We start from the raw sequence: 23,440 nt of genomic DNA, 5'->3' as shown, positions 1-23,440 counted from the left end.
GCTTAAATCTAGTAACGTTGCCAACAGTATTACTTGAGGACAACACTAACTGTTGGGTACTGACCATTTTTCATTCGAACATCAAGCCTCCTGCTGCCACACTAAGGCGAGAGCAGGAATTTTTCATACACCCCATGGCCCAGTCCACACGCCACGTTTTATGCCAGTGGGCACCTTAGCAAATGTTAAGACCATAACGCCATCACAGCTCAAAGATACTGGCGCACAAATGGTGCTGTCCAATACTTACCACCTACACCTACAACCTGGTGAAGATTTAGTGGCTGAGGCCGGTGGGCTACACAAGTTTATGGGCTGGTCTGGCCCTATGTTGACCGACTCAGGGGGTTTCCAGGTCTTTAGCTTGAGCAAAATCCGTACAATTTCTGAAGAGGGGGTCACCTTCCGCTCACCCCGCGATGGTCGTGTTATTTATATGCCGCCGGAGGAATCCATCCGCATCCAAAATCAGTTGGGAGCTGATGTGATTATGGCCTTTGACGAATGTCCCCCCTATCCCGCCCATCGAGAGGCAGTCGAAGCAGCCACCCAACGTACTTATCGCTGGCTGACGCGCTGTATAGAGGCACATCAACGCAACGATCAGGCTCTGTTTGGCATTGTACAAGGCGGTGTTCATCTAGATTTACGCCAAGCCGCTGCAGAACAGCTAGTGGAGTTAGACTTACCCGGCTATGCCATCGGCGGTGTCAGCGTCGGTGAACCGCCTGAGCTCATAGAAAAAATCGTTCAAGCCACCACGCCGCTACTGCCACCCGATAAACCTCGATATCTCATGGGTGTCGGCACCTACCGAGAAATGGCTCAAGCAATTGCCGCTGGCATGGATCTATTTGACTGTGTCATTCCAACTCGTTTAGCTCGCCATGGAGCAGCCTTGGTTCAAGGTGAACGATGGAATTTAAAGAATCAAAAGTTTCGTCGGGACCTCACTCCCCTGGACTCAACGTGCACCTGCTACACCTGCAAGAATTTTACGCGGGCTTATCTTTGCCATTTGATCCATGCCCACGAACTTCTGGCATATACGCTGTTATCTATTCATAACATCACTGAGCTAATTCGATTTACCCAGGCCATTCGTAAAGCAATTTTACAAAATCAGTTTGTGGCAAAGTTTCAACAGTGGCTAGAACCCTCTACTTCTAGTAGCTAGACAAAATATGAACAAACCTTAGCATGCACCACAGCATGTTAAGATGTGAGTCAATTATTAAGCAAACTGTCGCCAACGTAGAGAGGTTTTCATGGACGCGGTCCTACTGTTAGCTAAACTCCCCGAAGCATATCAAGCATTTGCTCCCCTGGTAGATATTTTGCCTATTCTACCTATATTTTTCTTGCTACTAGCTTTCGTTTGGCAGGCATCTGTTGGTTTTCGTTAAGTCACATTCCTTAAGTAATTAGCCCCAGTGTCAAGTGCCTTTCGGTTGGTTAATCAGGATGTGATCATATTGTTGCGATCGCAATTCCACTTACGTTAATCGGCCTCTCGTCAATTCAGTTTTCTCAAATTCTCAATGTTTTTTAATAAAGAGGGAGCGGGCTATGGACTGCTCCCTCTTTATTTTTAATATTGCCCCCAAACAACGTATGCCTGAAGTCCGCAGCTCTATAGTCTATTGCAAGGCTAAAGTGTCATATGAGTATATTTGTGCTGCTTCACATTATCTTCAGCCGTCACGTTGTTAGTCGAATTTAAGATTCGCTTCTTCTCACTAGAGAAATTTACATCCGAAAATGATTGACCATAGGGCACCTTCGCCTGAATATCGTCTCTCGTTTGATAGGTTCTTGCCGCCGCCAAGGTCCGCTCTACAAAATCCTCACAAAATTGAACATTTTTGGGATCAACGGGTAAATTAGTTACGATTGGCTGCTTATCTTTTACTAGCTCACCCAGCTGCAAACTGTAGAGGGTCTTATAGGACGTGGGAACCCCTTTAACAAGCGCTTCAAAATAAGCAGAGGGAACAGGCTCTAAAATTTTTACCGGCACCACATCACCGTCTTGCTTCATAAAACAATGAGCTAAACCAACAATCACGTAGTCATTGTCCGATAGCGCTGTCGACGGAGAAGAGAGAGTCATAGTAGCTCAAAACGATTTTTGCTAGCTTTACCGCTTCCAATCGTAACTGCCTCAAAGAAGCGGCAAAGAATTCCGCCGAAATCCGTTATAAAACCCCACGAGCTGTAATGTTTAGCAACTGTCAGGGGATTTGGTGTACGTAAAAACACCTATTAACTTTGTGATTTTACGAGAAATACTCCGTTATTTCCCGGTTGGGTCAGAAACAACAACCATGCAACGATTCAGTCAGTGGTGTTGTCAAGAATGAACAACGCGCTATTACCTCGGTTAGTGGCTACCTCTATCCATTAGCCTGAAACGATAGGGAGTGCAATCAACATGCTGCAATCTATATCCCCATCATCTGCCAACAGCCTTTCAGTTAGCCATACCAGGAAAAACACCCACAAATTACTGCATCAAGCCATACAGCAGCAGGATTATTCCACGGCAATTCATCTATTGAGCTATCTGATTGTTCAGGAGCCTCAAACCTCAAAGCACTATAGCAACCGGGGCCTAATGCACTACCACCGAGGAAAGTGGCCTCAAGCAATGCGTGATTACAACCAGGCACTTCAGATTAATCCCAACGATGATCGGATTTATGCGCATCGTGCCCGGTGCAATATCGCACTAGAGCATTGGGATGCAGCCATTGCCGACTATGACTTCGCTATCGATATCAACCCACATAACGTTCAAACCAGGCTCCATCAGGGTGTACTGTTCAGAGCCCTCCAGATGTATGACGATGCCATCGTTTGCTTTGATTTAGCACTATTTCTAGGTAAATTAAATGCTCACATCTACGCAGAGCGAGGACGTACTTATCAATTAATGGGCCATTGGAACTGTGCTTTTGGAGACTATCAAAAGGCTCTGGAACTCCTGTGGCAAGCTCCTAGCTCACCCTTAAAATCTCAAATACAAACCTGGATTTCAGAATTACTGCCTAATCAATAGAAATAGTTTGAGGGCCTTTGCCAGAATTATCATCATCATCTGCCTGGTCTGCAACACTGGCTCCCTGATCCACCAACCAGCTTTTGACTGGATCATCATTCAAGTTGAGCTTTAGAAGACCAGATGCAAATCCGCCAACAAAGGCCATAGGATTTCCCAAGAGTTCTTGCACAAGAGGTGTGAGCTCATCAAGAAACATAGAATTAATAGATCGTCACAAAAATTACCTTAGTTATCCTAACGCGGCTCAGGAAAAATCGGGTGTAAGGTAGAGGCAAATCTCTTAGGTCTTTAGCGTAGCCCTCGACGCCCATTGGGGTAGATCGTAGACCAGTTTGTTTTAGCTGCCGCCAACTGACTCTCAGTTAGATTAGCGCCTGTTAAATCAGCACCACACAAGTTGACCCCTTTGAGGTTAGCGCCTGCCAAATTACTACGGCTCAAGTTAGCCCCACGCAGATCGCTATTCTCCAAATTTACTGCTCCCATATAAGCATTGGAAAGCTTGGCATTTTTCAAATTACATTGACGCAAGTCAGCCTTGCTCAAGTTGGTATTCGTGAGGTCAGCGCCTTGTAAATTACAGTACCTCAGCTGCGCACCAGCAAAACTCGCACCGCTAAGGATCATGCGTTGTAAATTGAGCTGAGCCAAAGGCTGCAACGAAAAATCACGATGACCTCGACTATAAGCCCTTTGCACCGCTTCAGGTGTAATTTTCTTACCATGCCCAGAAAAGGGACCCGATTGGCTTGAGCTACTAGACAACAAATTACCCGAAGGGCGACGGGGTGCAACTGGAGATGGTTTTGTATTTTGGCGTCGTTCCTTTCGCGCCCGAATAGCTGCCGCCATCCGAGCGGATGGGGAAACTACAGATTGGGAATCATCTAACCCCAATACTGTAGCCGTATCGTCACTATTGAAGGTCGGCTGACTCACAGGCCCGACATCTTTAGGTGCAGTGGTAGGAATCGCCATATTTTGCGCCAGGCTATCTAAATATGGCTCTAAATCAAGATCTCGCAAAATGGCATCAGCTGAACTATAGCGATGGCGCACTGAAATTTCCAGCATTTTGCTCAAAACATTTGCGAAGTGATCGCTCACTTTTACATGCTGCTGCCAAAGAATCTCCCCAGACTGGGGATCATAGGACATCTCCTTCGGCGACTTTGCCGTTAGCAGATAGAGACAGGTAACCCCAATTGCATAGATATCACTGGCATATACCGGTCTCATTGCCATTTGCTCAGGCGGTGCATAACCTGGAGTACCTACAGCATAAGCAGTTAAGGCTGTATGCCCCGACTCTTCATTCGCCTTAACCGGGTTCACCTTATCTTTGACGGCACCAAAATCAATCAGTACTAAACGCTTATCGGCATCCCGACGAATCAGGTTAGCTGGTTTAATGTCACGATGAATGACTTGGTTACGATGAATGTACTGCATGACTGGCAACACTTCACTTAGAAATTGTTTGGTACCAGCTTCGCTAAACGCCCCATTGGTTTTTACCTCTTTCTGAAGTGTGAAACCATGGATATATTCCTGCACTAAGAAGAAATCTGTGCGGGCTTCAAAGTAATCTAGCAGACGTGGCAGTTGAGGATGATTGCCAATTTTGCCAAGGATTTTAGCTTCACGCGCAAATAGATCGCGGGCCATCTGCATCACATGGGGAGCTTCTGCAGTGGGTCGCAATTGCTTAATTACACAAGGCGGACAGCCAGGTAAGCCCTCATCATGGGCCAGAAATGTAGTGCCAAAACCACCCTTACCTAACGCGCCGCTGACACGATAGCGATCGCGTAATAGTAAATCTGCCCCACATGCAAGACACTGTCTTGCCGTGGACGGATTTTTAGGGCTAGGACACTCTGAATTGATGCAGTAGGTCATGTAGCTTTAGCCACCCTGCTCACATGATATGAATGGGGCTATGGTTTAACTATGGCACGACATCTCAAAACACTGGGCAGGGAACGACCCTTTACCACTGAATCCATAGAGAATGAAATCGATTGGAATTTGCTCCAGTAATTTCTAATTACTTCGCATTTCTCAACCATCAGCCATGAGTAAGAGAATAACCAAGATTCTTTTAATAGCTTAATTTTATTCCTTACCCATTTAAAGAATTCCCTTGGCTTTGCCCACATGGAGATTAGATCAGTATTAAAGCAATATTGCTTATCAAATAATCACAATGTATTTGTTTATTATCTTTATTATCTTATCCAACTGTTAATGGTGCCAGTGTCAATTTAAGAATTGGTGTCTTAAGGATAAAGCGTTGAGCCTATTTTAGGGAATTGATATGAGAGAATATTCAGACTCGCGCAACACAATTAAACAGGCGGCTTAAATCGGGGCTTCAACGGTAAAATGATTTCGGTCTATTGCCATTACCGTTTAACCCAGTTTCCATGCGCATTTCTGTCAACTGGCTCAAAGAATTTGTCGATCCTAAGCTAACACCTGAAGCCATTGGCGACGCTCTAACAATGGCAGGGTTTGAAGTAGAAGATATTGAAGAACGCCGTAGCTGGGCTGATGGTGTAGTTGTTGGCAGGGTAACTGACCGCCAGCCTCACCCAGACGCTGATAAGCTGAGCGTTTGTACCGTGGATATCGGTGAAGTTGAACCGTCCACCATTGTCTGTGGCGCAGCCAATGTGCGGGCCGATATTTTGGTCCCTGTGGCTAAGGTGAATACTTATTTACCCCAGGTAGACCTAAAAATTAAGTCACGTAAGGTACGCGGCATCCTTTCCTCAGGCATGATTTGTTCTTTAGCCGAGCTGGGTTTGGCCAAGGACTCAGCAGGCATCCATGTCTTTGGGGAATCCACCTTGGAATTGGGGCAAGATGTACGCCCATTGTTAGGTTTAGATGACACTGTCCTTGATTTATCGTCAACGGCCAATCGGGCCGATGCACTCAGCATGGTGGGCATTGCCCGTGAAGTTGCTGCCATTACTGGCGCAGAGCTCAAGCTGCCCATTCAAGAGGTGGCTGTGCCGACGACTGCGAAGAGTCAGATTGAGATCGCACTTTCAGATCCCAAAGCCTGCCCCATTTACATCGGCACAGTATTAGAGCAGGTAAAAATTGGCCCATCCCCCACCTGGCTCAAGCAACGCTTGGAAGCTTCGGGTACTCGCTCCATCAACAATGTGGTGGATATTACCAACTATGTACTTTTGGAATGGGGCCAGCCCCTCCATGCCTTTGATCTTGATCGTCTGACGCAAGGAAAACAAACAACGATTAGCGTCCGCTTTGGCAAACCTGACGAAACCCTCAAAACTCTGGATGGCCAAGATCGACCGCTGAAAGACCAGACCTTAGCCATTACCGCCAATGATGAGCCCGTAGCGCTTGCTGGTGTCATGGGTGGCGAAGACTCTGAAGTTTACGACGGCACTCAAAACGTTTTTCTTGAGGCCGCATTCTTTGATGCGGCTGTGATTCGACGTTCAGCTCGGAGTCAGGGGTTGCGCACAGAAGCATCAGCTCGCTATGAGCGAGGTGTCAATCCAGCTGAACTAGAGCTGGCTGCTGGCCGAGCGATTCAGCTCATGGTGGAGCTAACGGATGCTAAGGCAACCCACCTACAGGACGAACGCACCGAGATCGGCAAAATCACGCCCACTCGCACAGTGGGCTTAAGGCTGGAGCGAGTACGACAAATCCTGGGCAATTACATCGCCGAAGATAGCACTGTCACCCCCCTCAACGCTGCTGATGTGGAAGATACGTTGGCTCGTTTAGGCTGCGGTCTGACGAACGATGGTGATGGTGCCTGGATCGTCACCGTCCCTGCCTATCGCTATCGTGACCTGGAACGGGAAATTGACTTGATCGAAGAAGTGGCCCGCTTATTTGGCTACAACCGCTTTGGCAACACCTTGCCCCAGCAGACATCCCGTGGTCGACTCTCCCCTGAAGCAGCCTTGGCACGTCAGCTAAGGGCCGCCTTCCGGGGAGCTGGCTTGACTGAAGTGCTGCACTATTCACTAACGAATCCAGCCCCTCAGCGCGTAGTGCTTGAAAATCCCCTATTTACAGAATATTCCGCTCTACGCTCCGATTTACTCTCCGGTTTGATCGATGGGTTTCAATCCAACCTGGAGAAGGGCAATGGTCCTCTCAATGCCTTTGAGATTGGCCATGTATTTGCTAATGAAGATGGTCAGCTTAACGAATATGAGCGCATAGGCGGCATTCTGGGTGGCAACGCGGCTGAAGGTCAGTGGAGTGGCACAACAGCGCCTATGACCTGGTATGAAGCCAAAGGAATCCTGGAGACTGTATTCCAGCAGGTCGGTCTGGCTGTCGATTACCGACCTGATAGCGAGGATGAGAGATTACATCCTGGCCGCACCGCGTCTCTATGGGTACGGGGTCGTACGCGTTTGGGCACCTTTGGTCAGCTCCATCCCCGGCTACGTCAAGAGCGGGATTTGCCAGAAGAAGTTTACGTATTTGAGCTGAACTGGGATGCGATCGCCACATGTCTCGTCAGCGACCGCTTCCGTGCGCCTAAGTTCAAGAGCTTCTCCCCCTATCCTGGGTCCGACCGTGACATTGCCTTCTATGCACCCACTAACGTATCCGTAGCCGACCTAGAGAAGCTAATTTCTCGCACGGGGGGTCAGCTCTTGGAAACAGTCACCCTGTTTGATGAGTACAAGGGCCAGGGAGTGCCTGAGGGTCAGCGGAGTTTAGCATTTCGTATGCTGTACCGAGCTAGCGATCGCACCCTAACCGACCAGGATATTGACCCCCTACAGGACAAAATCCGCGCCGCATTGGAGAAAAAGTTCAAAGTTACTCTACGTAGCTAGAGGAGTTTGTAGGAATTTGTAGAGGTCTGCATGCAGACCTCTACAAATTCCTATCCTGCGGATGGTGGTGCCTCCTCATCCTTCTTTTTCTTCGATGGTCCGTTGAAATAGACCTCCAATACTTCTTTAACCATGGGGGCAGCAAAAGCACCACCACCACCACCGGAATGCTCTCCAAACGCGACAACCAAAACCTCAGGGTTTTCAAAGGGGGCATAGGCCCCAAACCAGGTGTGGTTTTCAAAGGGAGGTGCTTCTGCCGTACCGCTTTTACCCGCTGGTGTTGGAATTGTAGGAACGTTTAATCGGGTACCTGTACCGCTGGTCACTACCTTGCGCAAACCATCTTGAATCACTTTGATAGTCTCAGGCTGCATGCCAACGGACGTTTTCCACTGTTTGGATTCAGCACCATCTAATAATAAGTGAGGGGTAACCCGATAACCGCCATTGGCTGCGATCGCAAACATCACCGCCGTTTGTAGCGGTGTTACCTGCATATAGCCCTGGCCGATGGTCATGTTAATGGTGTCCCCTAGATACCATGGCTCTTCAAGCATTTCCTGTTTCCAGGCCTCGTCAGGCACCAACCCAGCAGCCTCCTCAGATCCTAGTTCAATGCCAGTTTTCTCTCCCAAACCATACTTGCGCATCCACTCGATGATGGGTTCATGCCCCATCCTCATCCCCACTTGATAGAAAAAGGTATCGCTGCTCCACTGCATGGCTCCAACAAATCCCAGGGGACCAAATCCAGCATTGTTCCAGTCCCAAAATAAAATACCCCCCGCATTGATATTGGGGAAGGTGGGTAAAACGGTATTGGCCGCAAATGACCCCGATTCAATTGCAGCAGCAGTGGTAATGATTTTAAAGGTACTAGCGGGTGGATAAGCCTGTAGAGAACGATTCAAAAATGGATTGCCACGGCTGTTCAGTTGCTCCCATTGGGCTTGGGTAATCCGGGTAGAAAAAATATTGGGATCAAAGGTAGGTCGACTAACCATGGCCAAGATCGCTCCATCATTGGGATCCATAGCAATAATGGCTCCAACGTTATCACCTAAAGCCTTTTCAGCAGATTTCTGTAGCTCCAAATCCAATGTCAGGCGAATATTTTGACCCGATTGCGGCGGTTTTTCCCCCAAAATACTGAGAACATTACCAGCACTATCGACCTCAACCTGCTGACCACCCCAAACGCCACGCAACATTGACTCAAAGGATTTTTCAGAACCCATTTTGCCAATGATATCCCCAAGGCGATAGTCGCGCCCATCCGCCACCATTTGGTCAAATTCTGCTTCGTCAATCTCCCCTGTATAGCCAATGACATGGGCGGCCAGGTCACCATTGGGATAGCTTCGGATCGCTTCTGCCTCCACTCGCACACCCGGTAGTTCCGATGCATATTCGGCCAGGGCGGTGGTCTGAGCCGGACTCAGGCCACGGGCGATCGCAATGGACTGAGTCGACTCATATCCAGCCGATGCAATCCGTTGCTGAATCTCCTCTTTTGGGATTTCCAATAACTGAGCTAGACGTTCTACCACTCGATCACGTTGATCCACCGGTAGTGCAATGGGCCAAATAGAAACCGAGTGAGAAAGACGACTACCCGCCAAAATTTTGCCTTTGCGGTCAAACATCGTGCCCCGAGCCGGTCGTCTTGGCAGCAGCAAAATCCGATTTTCTTCGGCCAGCTCACGATTGCGTTCGCCTTCCACCAATTGCAAATAAAACAGCCGGCTACCAATGCCTCCCAGCATCACCAACGACACAAAAAGCATCATGATCACTGACTGGTATTGGCGACCAACAGTACGTCCTCCCTTTTTTTCAACCTTGGCAGAGGGGTATTGAAGAAAGACCATGATTGACTATGCTGAAAAATTTTAGCGACGGGGCAAAATTATAGAAACAGGGCAGCGGCGAATGGAGAGAGGCATGGGGGTAGATACCATCAAGCCATACTCCTCAAATTACAGGTTCCATCCACCAATTCAGTGATTATCAGTGATTAATAGATTTACATACCTAAGCTAAAACTGCGTCCAAATAGATAGCTTAAGCTTTGAACAGTGTAGCTCCTAAGGCAAAATCCCAGCAGCATGAAAATGCTCAACATCACAGCAACCCAGCATCTGGCAACACGTCATGGTTTGGGTACCATTGCCCCCACATCTCATCACTCCCTGAATATTGCCCCTACCAATTAATTGGGATTTTGGGCTACTGACCGTAAAATAATTCAAATGGACAATCATGAGGGTTGCATCCTATGGCTCAAACGATCTCTCCGCCAGCAGACACACTAGCGGCGGCATTGGATGTAGAACTCAAAGACGTCGTCAAAATCTTTGGGGATGAGACGGCAGTTCAAGGCCTTAATTTACAGATTCGACAGGGAGAGTTCTTTAGCATCCTCGGACCATCGGGATGTGGAAAAACCACTACACTCCGTATGATTGCTGGGTTTGAGACACTCACCTCCGGCGAGTTAACAATTCAAGGGCAATGTATGAATGGCGTACCTGCCCACCGCCGTTCAGTCAATACTGTATTTCAGAGCTACGCTTTGTTTAATCACATGAGCGTATGGGACAACGTAGCATTTGGCCTCAAAATCAAAAAAACTGCCAAGTCTGAGCTGCGCCACCAGGTAGGGGAGGCCCTCAACTTGGTGCAAATGGAAAGCTTTGCCAGACGGTTTCCCAATCAGTTATCTGGAGGCCAAAAACAGCGGGTGGCTTTGGCCCGTGCCCTTGTGAATCGCCCCGCAGTGATGCTTCTGGATGAGCCATTGGGAGCTTTGGATTTAAAGCTGCGCAAACAGATGCAAGTTGAACTTTCGAACCTGCACCAACGTTTGGGGATTACCTTCATCATGGTGACCCACGACCAAGAAGAAGCACTTTCCCTATCTGATCGCATTGCGGTGATGAAAGATGGCTGCATCGAACAGGTGGGCTCGCCCAATGAAATCTATGAACACCCCACAACCGCATTTGTCGCTGACTTTATCGGTGATACCAATTTACTCTCAGGACAAATTCAAAACCAGCCGCTAACGCTGGTCACCGCCAACGGTCTTCAGGTAGCTCTTTCCCCCTCATCTACAGACTTGAAGCAGCTTAACGGTAGCAGCTCAGTGGATATTAGTATTCGCCCTGAAAAAATTCACCTGAGAGCTAAAACTGAGACAGCAAAACCTATCAACCATGACAACTGTTATGCAGGTGAAGTTAAACACACCCTATACACAGGTCCCCATATTCATTGCATTATTGAATTAGCTACAGGTGAACAGTTGCGCGTGCTGCAACCAAACCATATGACGTATCAACCAGGAACTCCCGTCCATGTATCTTGGGCTGCCCCTGACTGCCAGGTCCTTATAGACCATAGCCCCACATAATCAAGGTTATCGATAACTCAGCTACTCCTGATTTCAAAACCAAGTCGTTCCTACTCCCTGATAACGATCGACATGAACAAATTCCGATTTCCCAATAGCCTAAGGTCAGGAAGTGGTTCTAAAGTATTCATGGTGTCTGCTTAGAGGAGAGAAAGACTGTGCCCCGCCGACTATCCCGCAATTCATCTTTGTTTTCGCGTACGTCTCGTCGCCGTTTTTTGCAAGGCTCTGTAGCAGCCCTAGCTGGAGTCGGTCTGTCGAACTGTCGCCGCACCATCGGCGAGACCACCGAAACACCCCCCAGTGCTGATACGACTGATTCAGCCCCAGCCTCTGGCACACTACACATTTATACGTGGGCTGATTATACAGACGATGAACTCGCTGCACAGTTCACTGAAGCCACTGGAATAGAAGTCAAAATCGACGTCTATGATTCCAATGAAACCATGTTGGCTAAGATGCAGGCCGGTGGTGGAGCGAACTACAGTTTGCTTTATCCGTCAGACTACATGGTCACTGAGATGATCGGTCTAGGTATGCTCACCGAATTGGATAAGTCTCGACTCGTAGGCTTAGACAAAATGCGGGAGAAGTGGAAGAGCCCTGTATACGATGAAGACAATACTCACAGCATTCCTTACAGCTGGGGCACCACAGGTCTGCTTTATAACTCTGAAGTCCTGACTACAGCACCTACAGATTGGGATTATCTCTGGGATAACAGTGACGTCCTATCGCGCAAAATGACCATGCTTGACGATGTGCGCGAAACCATGGGGGCAGTTCTTAGCTCCTTGGGATATTCCTATAACGCCACTGACCCTGCCCAACTAGAAGAGGCCTACCAGAAACTGCTTGAGCTCAAGCCTTCTCTAGCATCATTCAAGTCATTTGGCTGGCAAGACGAACTACTGAGCGGTGACTTATTACTGTCCATGGTGTATTCAGTAGAAGGTATCCCAGTCAGTCTTGAAAACCCCAATTTCAAGTACGTGATTCCAGAAAGTGGCTCCTCGGTTTGGACAGACACCATTGTGATTCCCACATCTGCGCCTAATGTGGAGGCGGCATATGAGTGGATTAATTTCAACCTACAGCCCCAGGTTTCAAAAGATACGGTAGAGCGTTTGTTCTTTGCCACGCCTAATGGAGAAGCGATGACGATGCTCTCCCAAGAGCTTCTGGACAATAAAAATTTATTCCCTCCCGAGGATATCCTAGCCAAGTGCGAAGGCATTGCTCCGGTTGGTGAGGCTAACGCCCTTTACGACGAGTACTGGACTAAAGTTACCAGCGCCTAAAGTAATGGATAGAGGTATTGGACCAACAGCGGCCTTACCAAAAGCCCTGAATATGGCCACCATTGGACAGAAGCTCAGGGCTAGTGTAAGGCCGTTAGGATTATTAGGACCAGCAGGGATATGGCTGTTGCTGTTAATTGTGCTGCCAACCTTGTTGATTGGAGAGTTGAGCCTGGTACCCGGCCTGAGACCAGGCGAGGCAATTGAAGGTTATGGCCTACTCAACTATCTCAGAATTTTAGAACCTACTTATCTACAGGTTTTACAGCGCTCAGCTACATTTGCAATGGGCACCACATTATTGTGCTTACTCCTGGGCTTTCCAGTGGCCTACTGGCTAGCCCTCATGGCACCTAAGCGATGGCGGAACTTGCTATTGGTGCTATTTATTTTGCCCCTTTGGACATCATCATTGCTGCGCACCTATGCATGGATCACGCTACTCAGACGATCTGGGGTGATTAACCTGGTCTTGAGCACCCTGGGATTACCAACTCAAGACTTGATGAATACACCCTGGGCCGTGTATATCGGCATGACCTATAGTTTTCTGCCCTATATGGTGCTAATTTTATATGCCTCTCTGGAGCGGTTAGATTTGCAGCTCCTGGAAGCAGCTGCCGACCTAGGCGCAAATCCGCGCATAGCGTTTTGGCGCGTCACTGTGCCTCAAACCATGCCAGGAATTGCGGCTGGCTGCTTGCTGGTGTTTGTTACCAGCCTGGGTGATTTTGTGGTGCCCACTCTGCTGGGAGGTCCCAACAGTATGACTATCTCCCGATTGATCTATAACCAGTTTTTGGGAGTAGCTCGTAATTGGGGATTTGGTTCTGCACTGAGTATGGTGTTGATCTTGATGGTGAGCTTAGCGATCGCACTTTTACTCAAATATGGCGATCGCAACCCTGAGCTTTATTCATGAAACCTGCTGCCTCTACCAATCAGAAAACTGAACGCAAGCTCCCGTCATGGCAGGCCATGCTGACCCTGGCCATGTACAGCTTTATGTACATCCCCATTATTATTTTGGGAGTGTACAGCTTTAATGAGTCGCGGTATGGCGCTATTTGGAAGGGGTTTAGCCTCACCTGGTATCGCAAGTTGCTAGGTGATGAGCGGCTGTTTTTTGCCCTGGGCGATAGTCTCAAAATTGCCCTGTGCGCTGTTGCGGTCTCTTCGGTGCTCGGCACGTTAATGGCCGTGGGGTTATCGAAGTATCGATTTCCAGGTAAATCGCTGTATACCGGCATTTCCTATTTGCCGCTAATTATTCCAGATATTGCGATCGCAGTCGCTACACTGGTCTTCTTAGCATCTGTAGCCATCCCACTGAGTTTATGGACAGCCATAGCCGCCCACATGGTGTTCTGCTTGGCCTACATTGCCATTGTTGTCTCTAGCCGCCTCAAGGGATTAGATCCCAACCTAGAAGAAGCCGCCTTAGATCTAGGTGCCACCCCTACCCAAGCCCTAATCAAAGTCTTAATCCCGCAGCTAACACCAGCCATTTTGTCAGGGTGTTTGCTAGCCTTTGTTCTAAGCATGGACGACCTACTGATTTCTAGCTTCACTGCAGGTGGGGCAAATCCGCTACCAATTGAAATTTTCAGTCGTGTCAAAACGGGTATTAAACCTGACATCAATGCCTTGAGCGTGTTACTCATTCTCGTCTCAGGTTTGATTGCCGCACTCTCAGAGTATTTTCGCTGCAAAAGTGATAATGCCTAAAAATCTTCTGAATATACTTTTATTTAACTTGAATTAAATCACCTAAAAGCGTGCCAAGGATCACAGGTTTAGACACTAAAAATCACGGTGAAAACCTTGCCCAGAGAGCATATTAGGAGTAGACATAAAAGTTCTCTTCAAAGACTTTATAACTCACTAATTTCTGTTTCCTGTAGTTGTCCTTCGAGCCAATGCCATGCTAAACCACAAAGCTACGACCCAGTCCCTAGAGGGTCTCATGCAAACAATCCTCAATCGTCGCCGAATCAATCGCGAAACTCAACAGGCACTGATGGCATCATTGCTCGGCAAAGCACAACTCAACAGCCATGAACAGGCACAGGTACAAAAAATCTTTGAGGCGATCAGCCAAGGTCGCCTACGAGTGATTGACTAAACTCAGACCTAGGCTTGATCGCTTTCCTGACTCTCTACATCCTTAGCTTCCACATCGGGTATAAAGTCAGGACGTGCCGCATCTTCCCAACCTGGAGGACGCTTGGAGTTGTACCAAGCGAGCGAGCCAATTACAACAGCAGCAATAAAGCCAACTACGTAAACTAATTGAAAGTAATACATGGGGATGCCCGATGCACCTACTTCCCCGAACAAAAATGCCATAAACCAGCCTAACCTCTTCTAAGATGCTTAAATTATATAAACGCGCAAAAAACGCAACGCATCTAAGCAATTATTTACATTTTATATTTTACTCCGCAGACGCTCCTGAATCCACTGGACTTGGCGCTGGCGCAACTGGAGCTGGGGCCGGGGCCGCCGGAGCTGGGGCCGGAGCCGCCGGGGCCGCTGGAGCCGAGGGTTCTGGAGTTGGGGCCGGAGCAACAGGAGCAGGCTCTGGCGCAATCGGCGCGGGGGCAGCCACTGGCTCAGGGTCAGATGACGTAACCGCTGGAACAGTCGGGGCCGGGGCCGGGGCCGGAGCAACAGGAGCAGGTGCTGGGGCCGGACGACTGCTACGACCCACTTCCGGTTGTCTTCTTGGAGCTGCAGGCTCGGAAGATGCCGCTGCTGGGGCTGAATTTTCGACAGGTTCAGGTTCTGAACGCTGTGGAGGGGAAGCTTGGGGCTCAGGTTCACTCGAAGAACGGCTGCCTGCCTTGTCTGCCACAACTTTCCTTGGTTTTATGGGTTTTGCCTCAATTGACCCCTTCCGACCTGACAAACGGGGTAGTTCTGGGAATTTTTCCACTGGCAGATCTTCAATGAATTGAGAAACAAACTGCCGCCAGGCGTAAGCCGCTGTACTACTTGCCCCGCGAGTGGGGCTACTATCATCATTACCAAACCAAACACCCACCACCAGCTGAGGCGTAAAACCGATAAACCACAGATCTCGATTTTTCTCAGAGGTTCCTGTTTTTCCTGCTATTTGTCGACCACTAATATAGGCGTTGCTACCAGTGCCACCGTCAACTACACTGCGCATCATCCAGGTCATGATGGCGGCGGAGGTTTCATCAATGGCCGCCTTAGGCTCATCGACAAACTCATACAGCACTTCGCCAGTACGGTTGGTGATTCGCTTAATGCCGTGGGCCTCCACATATTTACCATTGGCAGCTAATGTACCGTAAGCATTTGTAAGCTCCAGCAAATTCACCTCTGAAGACCCTAAGGCCAAGGAATAAGCGGGCAATAAATCTGATTTAATGCCCATCCGTTTAGCTAAGGCAATCACGGGTTCAAAGCCAACTTCCACCAGAACCTTAACGGCCACAATGTTAATGGAGGATGCTAACGCCCTACGGAGTTCAACGTTACCGCTAAAGCGATCGCCGTAGTTTTTAGGCTCATAACCATCGACAACATAGCGGGCGTCAACATAGCCCTTATAGGGAGACATGCCGCTTGCGATCGCAGCACTATAAACAAATGCCTTAAACGTAGAACCAGGCTGGCGCTGAGCTTGAGTAACCCGATTAAACTGACTGTCCTCGAAGTCAGTGCCCCCCACCATTGCATGAACCTGACCAGTCTTAGGATTCAGCGCAACAATTGACCCTTGCTCAAAGCGCTGCCAGCCACTATACTCTTCCAAGACTTCTTCCAGTGTGGTTTCAGCCGCCCGCTGCCATTTAGGGTTCAAGCTAGTTTCCACCACTAGACCACCTGCCTCAATCTCGTCTTGAGAAATCAGCTGAGGCAATTGCTTCTGCACATAAATAGTGAAGTAGGGAAACTCACTATAGAGAAACTTAGGCTCGTTGGGCGTAGTCGTTACCTCACTCTCATAAGCTGTATCGGCCTGGGCCTGAGAAATCACTCCATTTTCCAGCATCCGACTAATGACTTTATCCCGCTGCTGACGGGCCGCCGCTTCATCCACCAGCGGCGAGTAAAAGCTGGGAGCAGGAGCCATGCCCGCAATCAGAGCAATTTCCGAAACCGTCAGCTCTTCAACCGTCTTACCAAAATAAATCCAGGCAGCATCGGCCACGCCGTAGGCACCTGCCCCTAAATACACCAGATTTAGGTAGCGCTCTAGGATTTTCTCTTTGCCTAATTCTTGCTCTAATTTATTGGCAAGTAAGGCTTCTCGAAACTTTCGCTGAAAGCTCCGGTCTTGGTCCAAAAATATGATCCGGGCGACCTGCTGCGTAATTGTGCTGGCCCCTTCTAACAACTGCCGATTACGCAGGTTAGAGTTAATGGCCCGAGCAATACCCTTGTAGTCAATGCCATTGTGCTCGTAAAACCGACGATCTTCAGAGGCAATAAACCCCTGGACTAACGTATCTGGAATATCGTCAAACTCCAGATATTCCTGGGTCGCCGGACCAATTTTTTGAAGAACACTACCATCATCGGCCTTAATGGTGATGGTACCCGTACGCTCAAAGGTCAAAGCATCGGACACATTGGGCAAATTGGCATCGGCTTCTTGCCAAAATCGATAGCCACGGGCTGCTGGCCCAGCTATACCAGCTCCTGCCAACAGCGCCAGCCAAAACAAAACGCTCTTATAGAGAGGCTTAGGCCGTTTCTGTTTAACAACTTTAGTAGCACCTACAGAAGCTGTTTTAAACCGATCATTTTTGACTTTGCCAATCCAATTAGCCACGTTAAAGAAACCCTACCTAACCCATTTTCAAAAATGGTTACCTTGTTAGCACCCGTTGGTTCGCTTTGCGATGAGAATTTGCACCTGAAACTAACAAAACCTGGTTGACATATCTTGACACACCTCCAAAAAGGCTATCAGAATCTGACCTAACTCACCAAATAATCAGTGTGGCCAAGCGCCAAACCCAAAATCAGCATACCAATTACTAAAAATGGCTGAGCACTTGCCTGATATTTCACGTCATTAGCCAACGGATCCCGCAGAAAATACATGTCTTGAAAGGTTATTTGCGGAATAATCATCAAGATTAAAAGCACTGCATAGAGATTCTTGTGAATAGCGATCAGGTAAGTGGCCATGCCGGCTTGGAAAATATCGATCATTAGGACACAGATCCAAGCGGCAGTCCCCACACCAAACATCACTGGTAAAGACTTAAGGCCCAGAGCCTCGTCACCCTCAACACTCTTAAAGTCATTGACAACAGCAATCCCTAGACCAGCCATGCTGTAGAGCAATGTCAGCACAACGACAGTGGGATTAAGCTGACCAAACAGAGCATGTCCCGCCCACCATGGCAAAGCAATGTAGCTAGCACCTAGGGCATAGTTACCAAGCCAACCATTCTGCTTGAGCTTAAGCGGTGGAGCAGAGTAGATGTATGACACAAATGAACCGCCTATTGCCAGCGCTGTCAAAATCGGAAAATCATGACTTGCCCAACGGTCCAAACCGTAGGCGACTGCTATTCCCCCCAGCAACAACACCCAAATTTGCAGCTGCACCTGCCCGAGGGCAATTGCCCCAGAGGGGATAGGACGATAAGGCTCGTTAATGGCATCTAGCTCTCGATCGTAATAATCATTGATGGTCTGGGTATACCCTGTCAGCAGAGGTCCTGCCATCAACATGCAGGCTAAGGATGCCAACACATGGTCCACACTCCAGACAAAATGCCCTGATGAGGCCGCACCACAAAGGACGCCCCAAATCAGAGGAATCCAGGTGATTGGCTTCATTAACTGCAGACGAATTTTCCAAATAGACGTTTCACCATCGGCGGCACCTTTCATCCCCAATAGCTGACGAGCCTTGGAACCTTCTGATGCTGCCGATACCTGGTCATCGGCGCTGGACGTTACTGGAGAAGAATTGTCAGCCATAGCTTCGAAGGTATTAGCAGTGGTATTAACAAAGAAATGATCAAAACCTTACCCAAAGGTCAAGATGAGATAGCCAGATTGAAACTTAGCTCCAGTCACCGAACGACCGTTCAAAGACTTCGGCAGGCTTAAGTTCCGACGCTGGTCCCCAGCTTCAATGGTGACTTCTGGGCCATATTGAGTGAGCTGAATCTGTTTTTTATCAAAGCTTGGTAAAAACAGACGGACGGTATTACTAGATAAATCAATCTCTACAGGGGCTGGCACTGAAGGAGCCGCCATATAATCTGGCAAAGAATTCATCAAAGGCTGCCAGTCGCTGGACTGAGGCAACGTATGGACCGGCAAAGGCTCAAAATCTTGACTAGTATCAGCACGATTCAGCAAGACTCCACCCACAGTCATTTCTATTTGCTGAGCGGCCCCCCAAAGGTAGCGAGCAGTTGCGATCGCAACCTGCTCACCGGTAGATACCAGATAAGCTCGCACTCGCATCGGGTCTTTAACGGCAGCAATGCCCTTAACTACCAGATTTGTACTTTCCGCCACTTGGGGCTGGTCAAATAAATCACCAGACATACCACCGCTAAGCACTGCACCAGCAATGGGCTGCACAAAGGGCATTACTGATTTAGAGAATTGTGATTCCTGGAATACTTGCTTGAATCGTCGGAAGTACCAGTCTATGCCCGCTGGCATCCCCCACATTCGTAGACTCGCCTGATTTCCTGGACCATCATGGACGATGACATCATAGTCGCTGCTGGCATCGTATTCCCGCAGCGCATTGAGGGTAAGCGCCTGGTCCATCCCTGGCAACAAACTCAGCTCTTGACCATATACGGCTTTGAAAAAGGGATCCCTTAGATATTGGGCTTCAAGCTTTTTTAACTGCTCCCAATTTTGTCCCAGGAGCTGTGTAAATTGCAGCTGAACCACCGATAAAGTCGGAGACACTGGCTTAGGGGCGGCTGTAACAGCATGGCCTAAAAGCAGACCAAACCCTGGCCCAGCATCTTCAGTGACCAGCAACACACGCTGCCCCTGGGTCGATAGTTTTTTGGCGGTTGCGATCGCAGATGTTGAGCGACCACTGCCTCCCTTGCCTAAAAACGTAAGAATTAGCGCCATCAGTGATAAATACAGAACTAGCGGATGATCTGAACAACTCTAATTAGGGGCACCTAGAAATAGGTGCCCCTATGTAATAGTCAAACAGACATGCTCAATAACGGCTTAGGTCGTTTGCTTCAGTTCATCTTCAAAAAACCAGCTAGAAAACTGATCTGAAAACTCAACGACAACGCCCACACCACTGCCATCAACCATTTTGAACTGAGTAATCGTGCCCTCTTGCCCTAGACGCTTGGCAACGTTATCAGACACCCGATCTCGTACGCGTACAACTTTTACCTTTTGTCCGATATCCAAAGCCATACTCCAAGATTCTCCTCTCTGGGTAAGATTGACAAATATTAAGAATTAAAACTAATCCTCAGTCTATCAGTGTCTTGCTCTTTGTAAGCTATCCTGAAGAACTGTTGCTGGAGCCATGCCAGCGAGCGCTCTATTTATTTTTTGTCTACTTTACGGAAGCACCTATGCTGGCTAAGCGAATTTTGCCCTGTCTTGACGTCAAAGCGGGTCGCGTTGTGAAAGGCATTAATTTCGTAGAGCTGAAGGATGCAGGCGATCCAGTTGAGCTCGCTCAAGCCTATAACGCAGCAGGAGCCGACGAGCTAGTCTTTCTGGACATTACAGCCACCCATGAAGATCGCAACATCATTTTTGATGTCGTCTATCGGACGGCAGAGCAGGTCTTTATTCCTCTGACCGTCGGGGGTGGCGTTAATTCGGTTGAAACCATCAAGGCCCTTTTACGAGCTGGAGCAGATAAGGTCAGCATCAACTCTGCCGCTGTTCGTAATCCTGACTTTATTCAAACAGCCAGCGATCGCTTTGGTAGTCAGTGCATTGTGGTTGCCATTGATGCCAAACGCCGCTCTGATAACTCAGGGTGGGATGTCTTTGTGCGGGGTGGTCGAGAAAATACTGGGCTAGATGCGATCGCATGGGCTCAAGATGTTGTCGACCGAGGTGCTGGTGAACTGCTGGTGACAAGTATGGATGCTGACGGCACTAAAGCCGGATACGACCTAGATCTGACCCGCACCATCGCTGAAGTAGTGAGCGTTCCAGTGATCGCATCAGGGGGGGCTGGAACCTGTGAACATATTCATGAAGCACTAACCAGGGGTCAAGCAGAAGCGGCCCTACTGGCATCCCTGCTACATTACGGTGAGCTTACAGTCGCAGAAATTAAAACTCATTTAGCAGAAAAAAACGTAACCATCAGGCCCTAAGGCCAGATTCGAGTTCTCAAAAACCTTATACATCAGATACTTCAACCAATTCTTTCGGACTTATAAAATATTGCCGTTAGACAAGGTGCTTTTATGATAACTCTGTTACAATATGTAAAAGATAATAGTAAATCTTTAAGGCCTACTTACTTCTTAATCGATGACTCTTCTCATAATAGCCATCGTTACCGGTTTAGTTTTTTGGGCCCTACGTCTCATGGATAGGGCTTTAGTCAGCCAAGAGTTCTCTCTCATGCTGGCAGGTTTTTTGGTGGCGTCTGCTGCCGCCGCCATGGTCGGTGTTTACTTTCTTATGAGCGATTACATGGTGTACATGCACCAGAGTGAGCTTTTATTGAAAGACCAATATCCGTCTGGTTTCCTAATATTGGATGAACAGATATCGTCCTTAGATGCTGAGCTGTACTCACTTGATGTAGCAAGCTTACCTAAGTAGCAGCCTTAATACTGTTACTTGAATAGTTCTGACCAGGTAGCTGGCCCAACGACACCATCTACCTCTAAGCCGACTCGACGTTGAAACTCCTGTACTGCTTCCTCTGTGAGAAAACCAAACACACCATCAATAGGCCCTTGGTAAAGATTGAGGTCAGCCAAACGATTTTGTAAACGGCTAACATCAACTCCAGAATCATCTAGCTGCAAAATTGGCACATTGCCTGCCGTCGCAACGATGGTGTCTTCAGCCAATGAATCGTCGTTGCTATCATCATCTGACACGGTTGCTGTCTCGTCAGTTGCGTCTGCGGAAACCTGCGGTTCGATAGGCTCTGTCAAATTTTCTGGTGTGGGCAATAACCGACGCCATGTTAAAGGTCCGACCAATCCATCCGCAGCCAATCCCGCATCGACTTGAAATTGACGAACAGCTTCCAGGGTCATCTGTTCATAGGTACCATCTACAGCACCGGAATAGTAGCCCATCAGCGCTAACATCGCCTGCACTCTTTTGACGTCAGAACCTGTACTGCCCGGTCCTAAAACTGAACCTGCTTGTTTGAGGGAAGTAGTTCCGGCAGCATTCAATTCATCGCTTTGCTCTGGGGATGAACCCTCTATTTCCGCCAATACAACTGTTGACATCAATCCCGCAACAGCTGCTGACAAACAAAGATTAGAGATCGTAAATAAACCCCAACGTTTCATGTGAAGAGCTCACCATAATGTGTGGCATGGGCATAGACCAATCAAGTTTAACGCCCAGTCAAAGTTAAACAATACGATGGCACAGCATGCTGATTGCGTCCAGATAAATTGATATTTCTAGGTATTAGACATAAGCCCTGTAACGTTATTGGGTTCATTACAATCTGCTCAGTCTTACTCCAGAGAAACTATGCCGACTATATCAATCGCCGCTAAATTTCACGGGAGTCTGATGGGAGCCTATCTAGGCCATAGCTATGGGGCTGGTTATCGAGGCCCGTGGCTGCCTCTCCATGAGAGCCCCCTATATCAATCATGGCTGCACGGTATACAGCAAAACCTATTGCAGCCAACACCCACAGATGCTAATCCGCTCCTAGGGCTACCCTGGTTGTTACATCATCACGATAACAGCGATGCCCGTCATCGTTGGCTAGCGCAAATCATAGAGTCAGGCCATCACACCGAGGCTATAAGTGTGACTGAGACTATGGCAACTCTTGGCATATTGGGTGACTGCTTAGCATGGCTCATGCACTACAATCCAGTCACTCAACACTCACCTCCATTGCTGAGTCAGCACCTCAGCCAACAGCTATCCGACTATCCAGCCAGTCTTATACCCCAAGCCCAGCACATCATCGAGTGCTTAGATCCCCCGTCACCCACACTCAATCTTGAAGCGCTGGATCCTCAGCCCTCAGCGATCATGGTATTAGCCATCCAACAATCCCTAAGTTACCGAGAAAATTTGGCCTTAGCGATCGCACACCCAGACATCGTCACACCAATACCAGCAATGATTGGCTGTTTACTTGGCGCTTGGGGCGGTATGTCGGTTATTCCAACTAGGTGGATACTGACAATCCCCCCTGAGCAAAGGCATTCCCTTGAGCAAATTGCTAGCAAACTCTATCGCCATTGGGCTGGTATTGCTAATATTTCAGCCAACTGCGAAGTATTCCCCCTAGATTTATAGGCTCTGCCCCCTCTCTTAAAATAGAGCTAGCTATAATAGCTGCATGGGTATGCTAAGCATCTTCCAACACAGTTGCCCATTAAAGCTGAGGATGAAAAGAGTGGTACGCTTAGGCGACTGCTTATTTAAAGTTAGTAACACTGACCGACTCAGATTGGCACAGTGTTGTTTAGGGTGCATGTTCAGCACTGAATCGTAGGATTCAAATGCGTTCTTTTAGACAATGTATGGGTAATTATTAGCTCAACAGAATCTATAAGAATATGGCCAACGTTCTAGTTAATGAGCCCTAATAAACCAAAGCGTTGACTGTTGA

The 23,440-nt window shown here is 48.3% G+C and carries 22 protein-coding genes; 12 read left to right on the top strand and 10 right to left on the bottom strand.

The genetic code is table 11. The features are described 5' to 3' along the window. The first annotated feature begins 52 nt into the window (after positions 1 to 52). Both tgt and U2F10_RS26240 read left to right on the top strand, forming a co-directional pair. Positions 53 to 1,177 (top strand): tRNA guanosine(34) transglycosylase Tgt, encoded by a 1,125-nt coding sequence (tgt, locus tag U2F10_RS26245; protein WP_163700052.1) that lies wholly within the window; start codon positions 53 to 55, stop codon positions 1,175 to 1,177. A gap of 91 nt (positions 1,178 to 1,268) precedes the next feature. Then, entirely contained in the window at positions 1,269 to 1,406 is a 138-nt protein-coding gene (locus tag U2F10_RS26240; protein ID WP_006517305.1) for a photosystem II reaction center protein K, read from the top strand. A 245-nt stretch (positions 1,407 to 1,651) separates the two neighbouring features. On the opposite strand, the gene U2F10_RS26235 is transcribed toward U2F10_RS26240, so the two are convergent. Beyond that, the gene (locus U2F10_RS26235; RefSeq protein ID WP_163661109.1) at positions 1,652 to 2,113 is read right to left on the bottom strand and encodes a hypothetical protein; all 462 of its coding nucleotides are present in this window, start codon (positions 2,111 to 2,113) and stop codon (positions 1,652 to 1,654) included. Positions 2,114 to 2,434: 321 nt separating this feature from the next. Here U2F10_RS26235 and U2F10_RS26230 point away from each other — a divergent pair, with 321 nt between their 5' ends. Further along, a complete protein-coding gene (locus tag U2F10_RS26230) occupies positions 2,435 to 3,061 on the top strand; it encodes a tetratricopeptide repeat protein (protein WP_499873725.1) in 627 nt (208 codons plus the stop codon). On the opposite strand, the gene U2F10_RS26225 is transcribed toward U2F10_RS26230, so the two are convergent. Then, positions 3,051 to 3,260: a ssl0294 family protein gene (locus tag U2F10_RS26225; RefSeq protein WP_006517302.1), complete on the bottom strand. Its 210-nt coding sequence runs from the start codon at positions 3,258 to 3,260 to the stop codon at positions 3,051 to 3,053. The genes U2F10_RS26230 and U2F10_RS26225 overlap by 11 nt on opposite strands. 92 nt (positions 3,261 to 3,352) lie before the next feature. Then, positions 3,353 to 4,966, bottom strand: a complete 1,614-nt coding sequence (locus U2F10_RS26220; RefSeq protein ID WP_163661113.1) for a serine/threonine-protein kinase — start codon at positions 4,964 to 4,966, stop codon at positions 3,353 to 3,355. 527 nt (positions 4,967 to 5,493) lie between these two features. On the opposite strand from U2F10_RS26220, the gene pheT reads away from it, so the two are divergent. Further along, positions 5,494 to 7,917 carry a phenylalanine--tRNA ligase subunit beta gene (pheT, locus tag U2F10_RS26215; RefSeq protein WP_163661115.1) on the top strand — a complete coding sequence of 808 codons (2,424 nt, stop codon included), beginning with the start codon at positions 5,494 to 5,496 and terminating at the stop codon, positions 7,915 to 7,917. Positions 7,918 to 7,967: 50 nt separating this feature from the next. Here pheT and mrdA read toward each other — a convergent pair whose 3' ends face one another. After that, positions 7,968 to 9,791 (bottom strand): penicillin-binding protein 2, encoded by a 1,824-nt coding sequence (gene mrdA / locus U2F10_RS26210; RefSeq protein ID WP_499873724.1) that lies wholly within the window; start codon positions 9,789 to 9,791, stop codon positions 7,968 to 7,970. Positions 9,792 to 10,198: 407 nt separating this feature from the next. On the opposite strand from mrdA, the gene U2F10_RS26205 reads away from it, so the two are divergent. From U2F10_RS26205 to U2F10_RS26185, 5 genes are all read left to right on the top strand, one after another. Next, positions 10,199 to 11,335: an ABC transporter ATP-binding protein gene (locus U2F10_RS26205; RefSeq protein WP_163661119.1), complete on the top strand. Its 1,137-nt coding sequence runs from the start codon at positions 10,199 to 10,201 to the stop codon at positions 11,333 to 11,335. Between the two features lie 158 nt (positions 11,336 to 11,493). Beyond that, positions 11,494 to 12,639, top strand: coding sequence for an extracellular solute-binding protein (locus U2F10_RS26200; protein WP_163661121.1), 1,146 nt, complete (start codon positions 11,494 to 11,496; stop codon positions 12,637 to 12,639). A gap of 52 nt (positions 12,640 to 12,691) precedes the next feature. Continuing rightward, on the top strand, positions 12,692 to 13,561 hold the full coding sequence (locus U2F10_RS26195; protein ID WP_250564824.1) for an ABC transporter permease: 870 nt from the start codon (positions 12,692 to 12,694) through the stop codon (positions 13,559 to 13,561). Then, positions 13,558 to 14,367: an ABC transporter permease gene (locus tag U2F10_RS26190; RefSeq protein ID WP_163661125.1), complete on the top strand. Its 810-nt coding sequence runs from the start codon at positions 13,558 to 13,560 to the stop codon at positions 14,365 to 14,367. The genes U2F10_RS26195 and U2F10_RS26190 overlap by 4 nt, the downstream gene beginning before the upstream one ends. Positions 14,368 to 14,563: 196 nt before the next feature. Beyond that, the gene (locus U2F10_RS26185; RefSeq protein WP_163661126.1) at positions 14,564 to 14,764 is read left to right on the top strand and encodes a hypothetical protein; all 201 of its coding nucleotides are present in this window, start codon (positions 14,564 to 14,566) and stop codon (positions 14,762 to 14,764) included. 8 nt (positions 14,765 to 14,772) lie between these two features. Here U2F10_RS26185 and psb35 read toward each other — a convergent pair whose 3' ends face one another. From psb35 to petP, 5 genes are all read right to left on the bottom strand, one after another. Further along, complete coding sequence (psb35, locus tag U2F10_RS26180) at positions 14,773 to 14,988, bottom strand: photosystem II assembly protein Psb35 (RefSeq protein WP_163661128.1); 216 nt, start codon at positions 14,986 to 14,988, stop codon at positions 14,773 to 14,775. Between the two features lie 88 nt (positions 14,989 to 15,076). After that, on the bottom strand, positions 15,077 to 17,449 hold the full coding sequence (locus U2F10_RS26175; protein WP_499873722.1) for a transglycosylase domain-containing protein: 2,373 nt from the start codon (positions 17,447 to 17,449) through the stop codon (positions 15,077 to 15,079). 149 nt (positions 17,450 to 17,598) lie between these two features. Next, the gene (gene chlG / locus U2F10_RS26170; protein WP_163661132.1) at positions 17,599 to 18,615 is read right to left on the bottom strand and encodes a chlorophyll synthase ChlG; all 1,017 of its coding nucleotides are present in this window, start codon (positions 18,613 to 18,615) and stop codon (positions 17,599 to 17,601) included. A gap of 48 nt (positions 18,616 to 18,663) precedes the next feature. After that, positions 18,664 to 19,746: a Get3/ArsA fold putative tail anchor-mediating ATPase NosAFP gene (locus tag U2F10_RS26165; protein WP_499057064.1), complete on the bottom strand. Its 1,083-nt coding sequence runs from the start codon at positions 19,744 to 19,746 to the stop codon at positions 18,664 to 18,666. Between the two features lie 105 nt (positions 19,747 to 19,851). Beyond that, positions 19,852 to 20,046, bottom strand: coding sequence for a cytochrome b6f subunit PetP (gene petP, locus U2F10_RS26160; RefSeq protein WP_036021259.1), 195 nt, complete (start codon positions 20,044 to 20,046; stop codon positions 19,852 to 19,854). 170 nt (positions 20,047 to 20,216) lie between these two features. On the opposite strand from petP, the gene hisF reads away from it, so the two are divergent. Beyond that, positions 20,217 to 20,978, top strand: coding sequence for an imidazole glycerol phosphate synthase subunit HisF (gene hisF / locus U2F10_RS26155; protein WP_499874515.1), 762 nt, complete (start codon positions 20,217 to 20,219; stop codon positions 20,976 to 20,978). Positions 20,979 to 21,138: 160 nt separating this feature from the next. Beyond that, positions 21,139 to 21,435, top strand: a complete 297-nt coding sequence (locus tag U2F10_RS26150) for a hypothetical protein (protein WP_499873721.1) — start codon at positions 21,139 to 21,141, stop codon at positions 21,433 to 21,435. Between the two features lie 14 nt (positions 21,436 to 21,449). Here the strand turns inward: U2F10_RS26150 and U2F10_RS26145 are convergent, their stop codons facing one another. Further along, complete coding sequence (locus U2F10_RS26145; RefSeq protein WP_499873720.1) at positions 21,450 to 22,145, bottom strand: peptidoglycan-binding domain-containing protein; 696 nt, start codon at positions 22,143 to 22,145, stop codon at positions 21,450 to 21,452. Positions 22,146 to 22,335: 190 nt separating this feature from the next. Between U2F10_RS26145 and U2F10_RS26140 the strand changes: the two genes are divergently transcribed. After that, complete coding sequence (locus tag U2F10_RS26140; protein ID WP_499873719.1) at positions 22,336 to 23,124, top strand: ADP-ribosylglycohydrolase family protein; 789 nt, start codon at positions 22,336 to 22,338, stop codon at positions 23,122 to 23,124. Positions 23,125 to 23,440 lie beyond the last annotated feature (316 nt).

This window comes from Leptothoe sp. EHU-05/26/07-4, assembly GCF_043421015.1.
Lineage (GTDB): Bacteria > Cyanobacteriota > Cyanobacteriia > Phormidesmidales > Phormidesmidaceae > Leptothoe > Leptothoe turfae.
The sequence above is the reverse complement of the archived record's forward strand: the minus strand, read 5'-3'. Positions and strand labels throughout refer to the sequence as shown.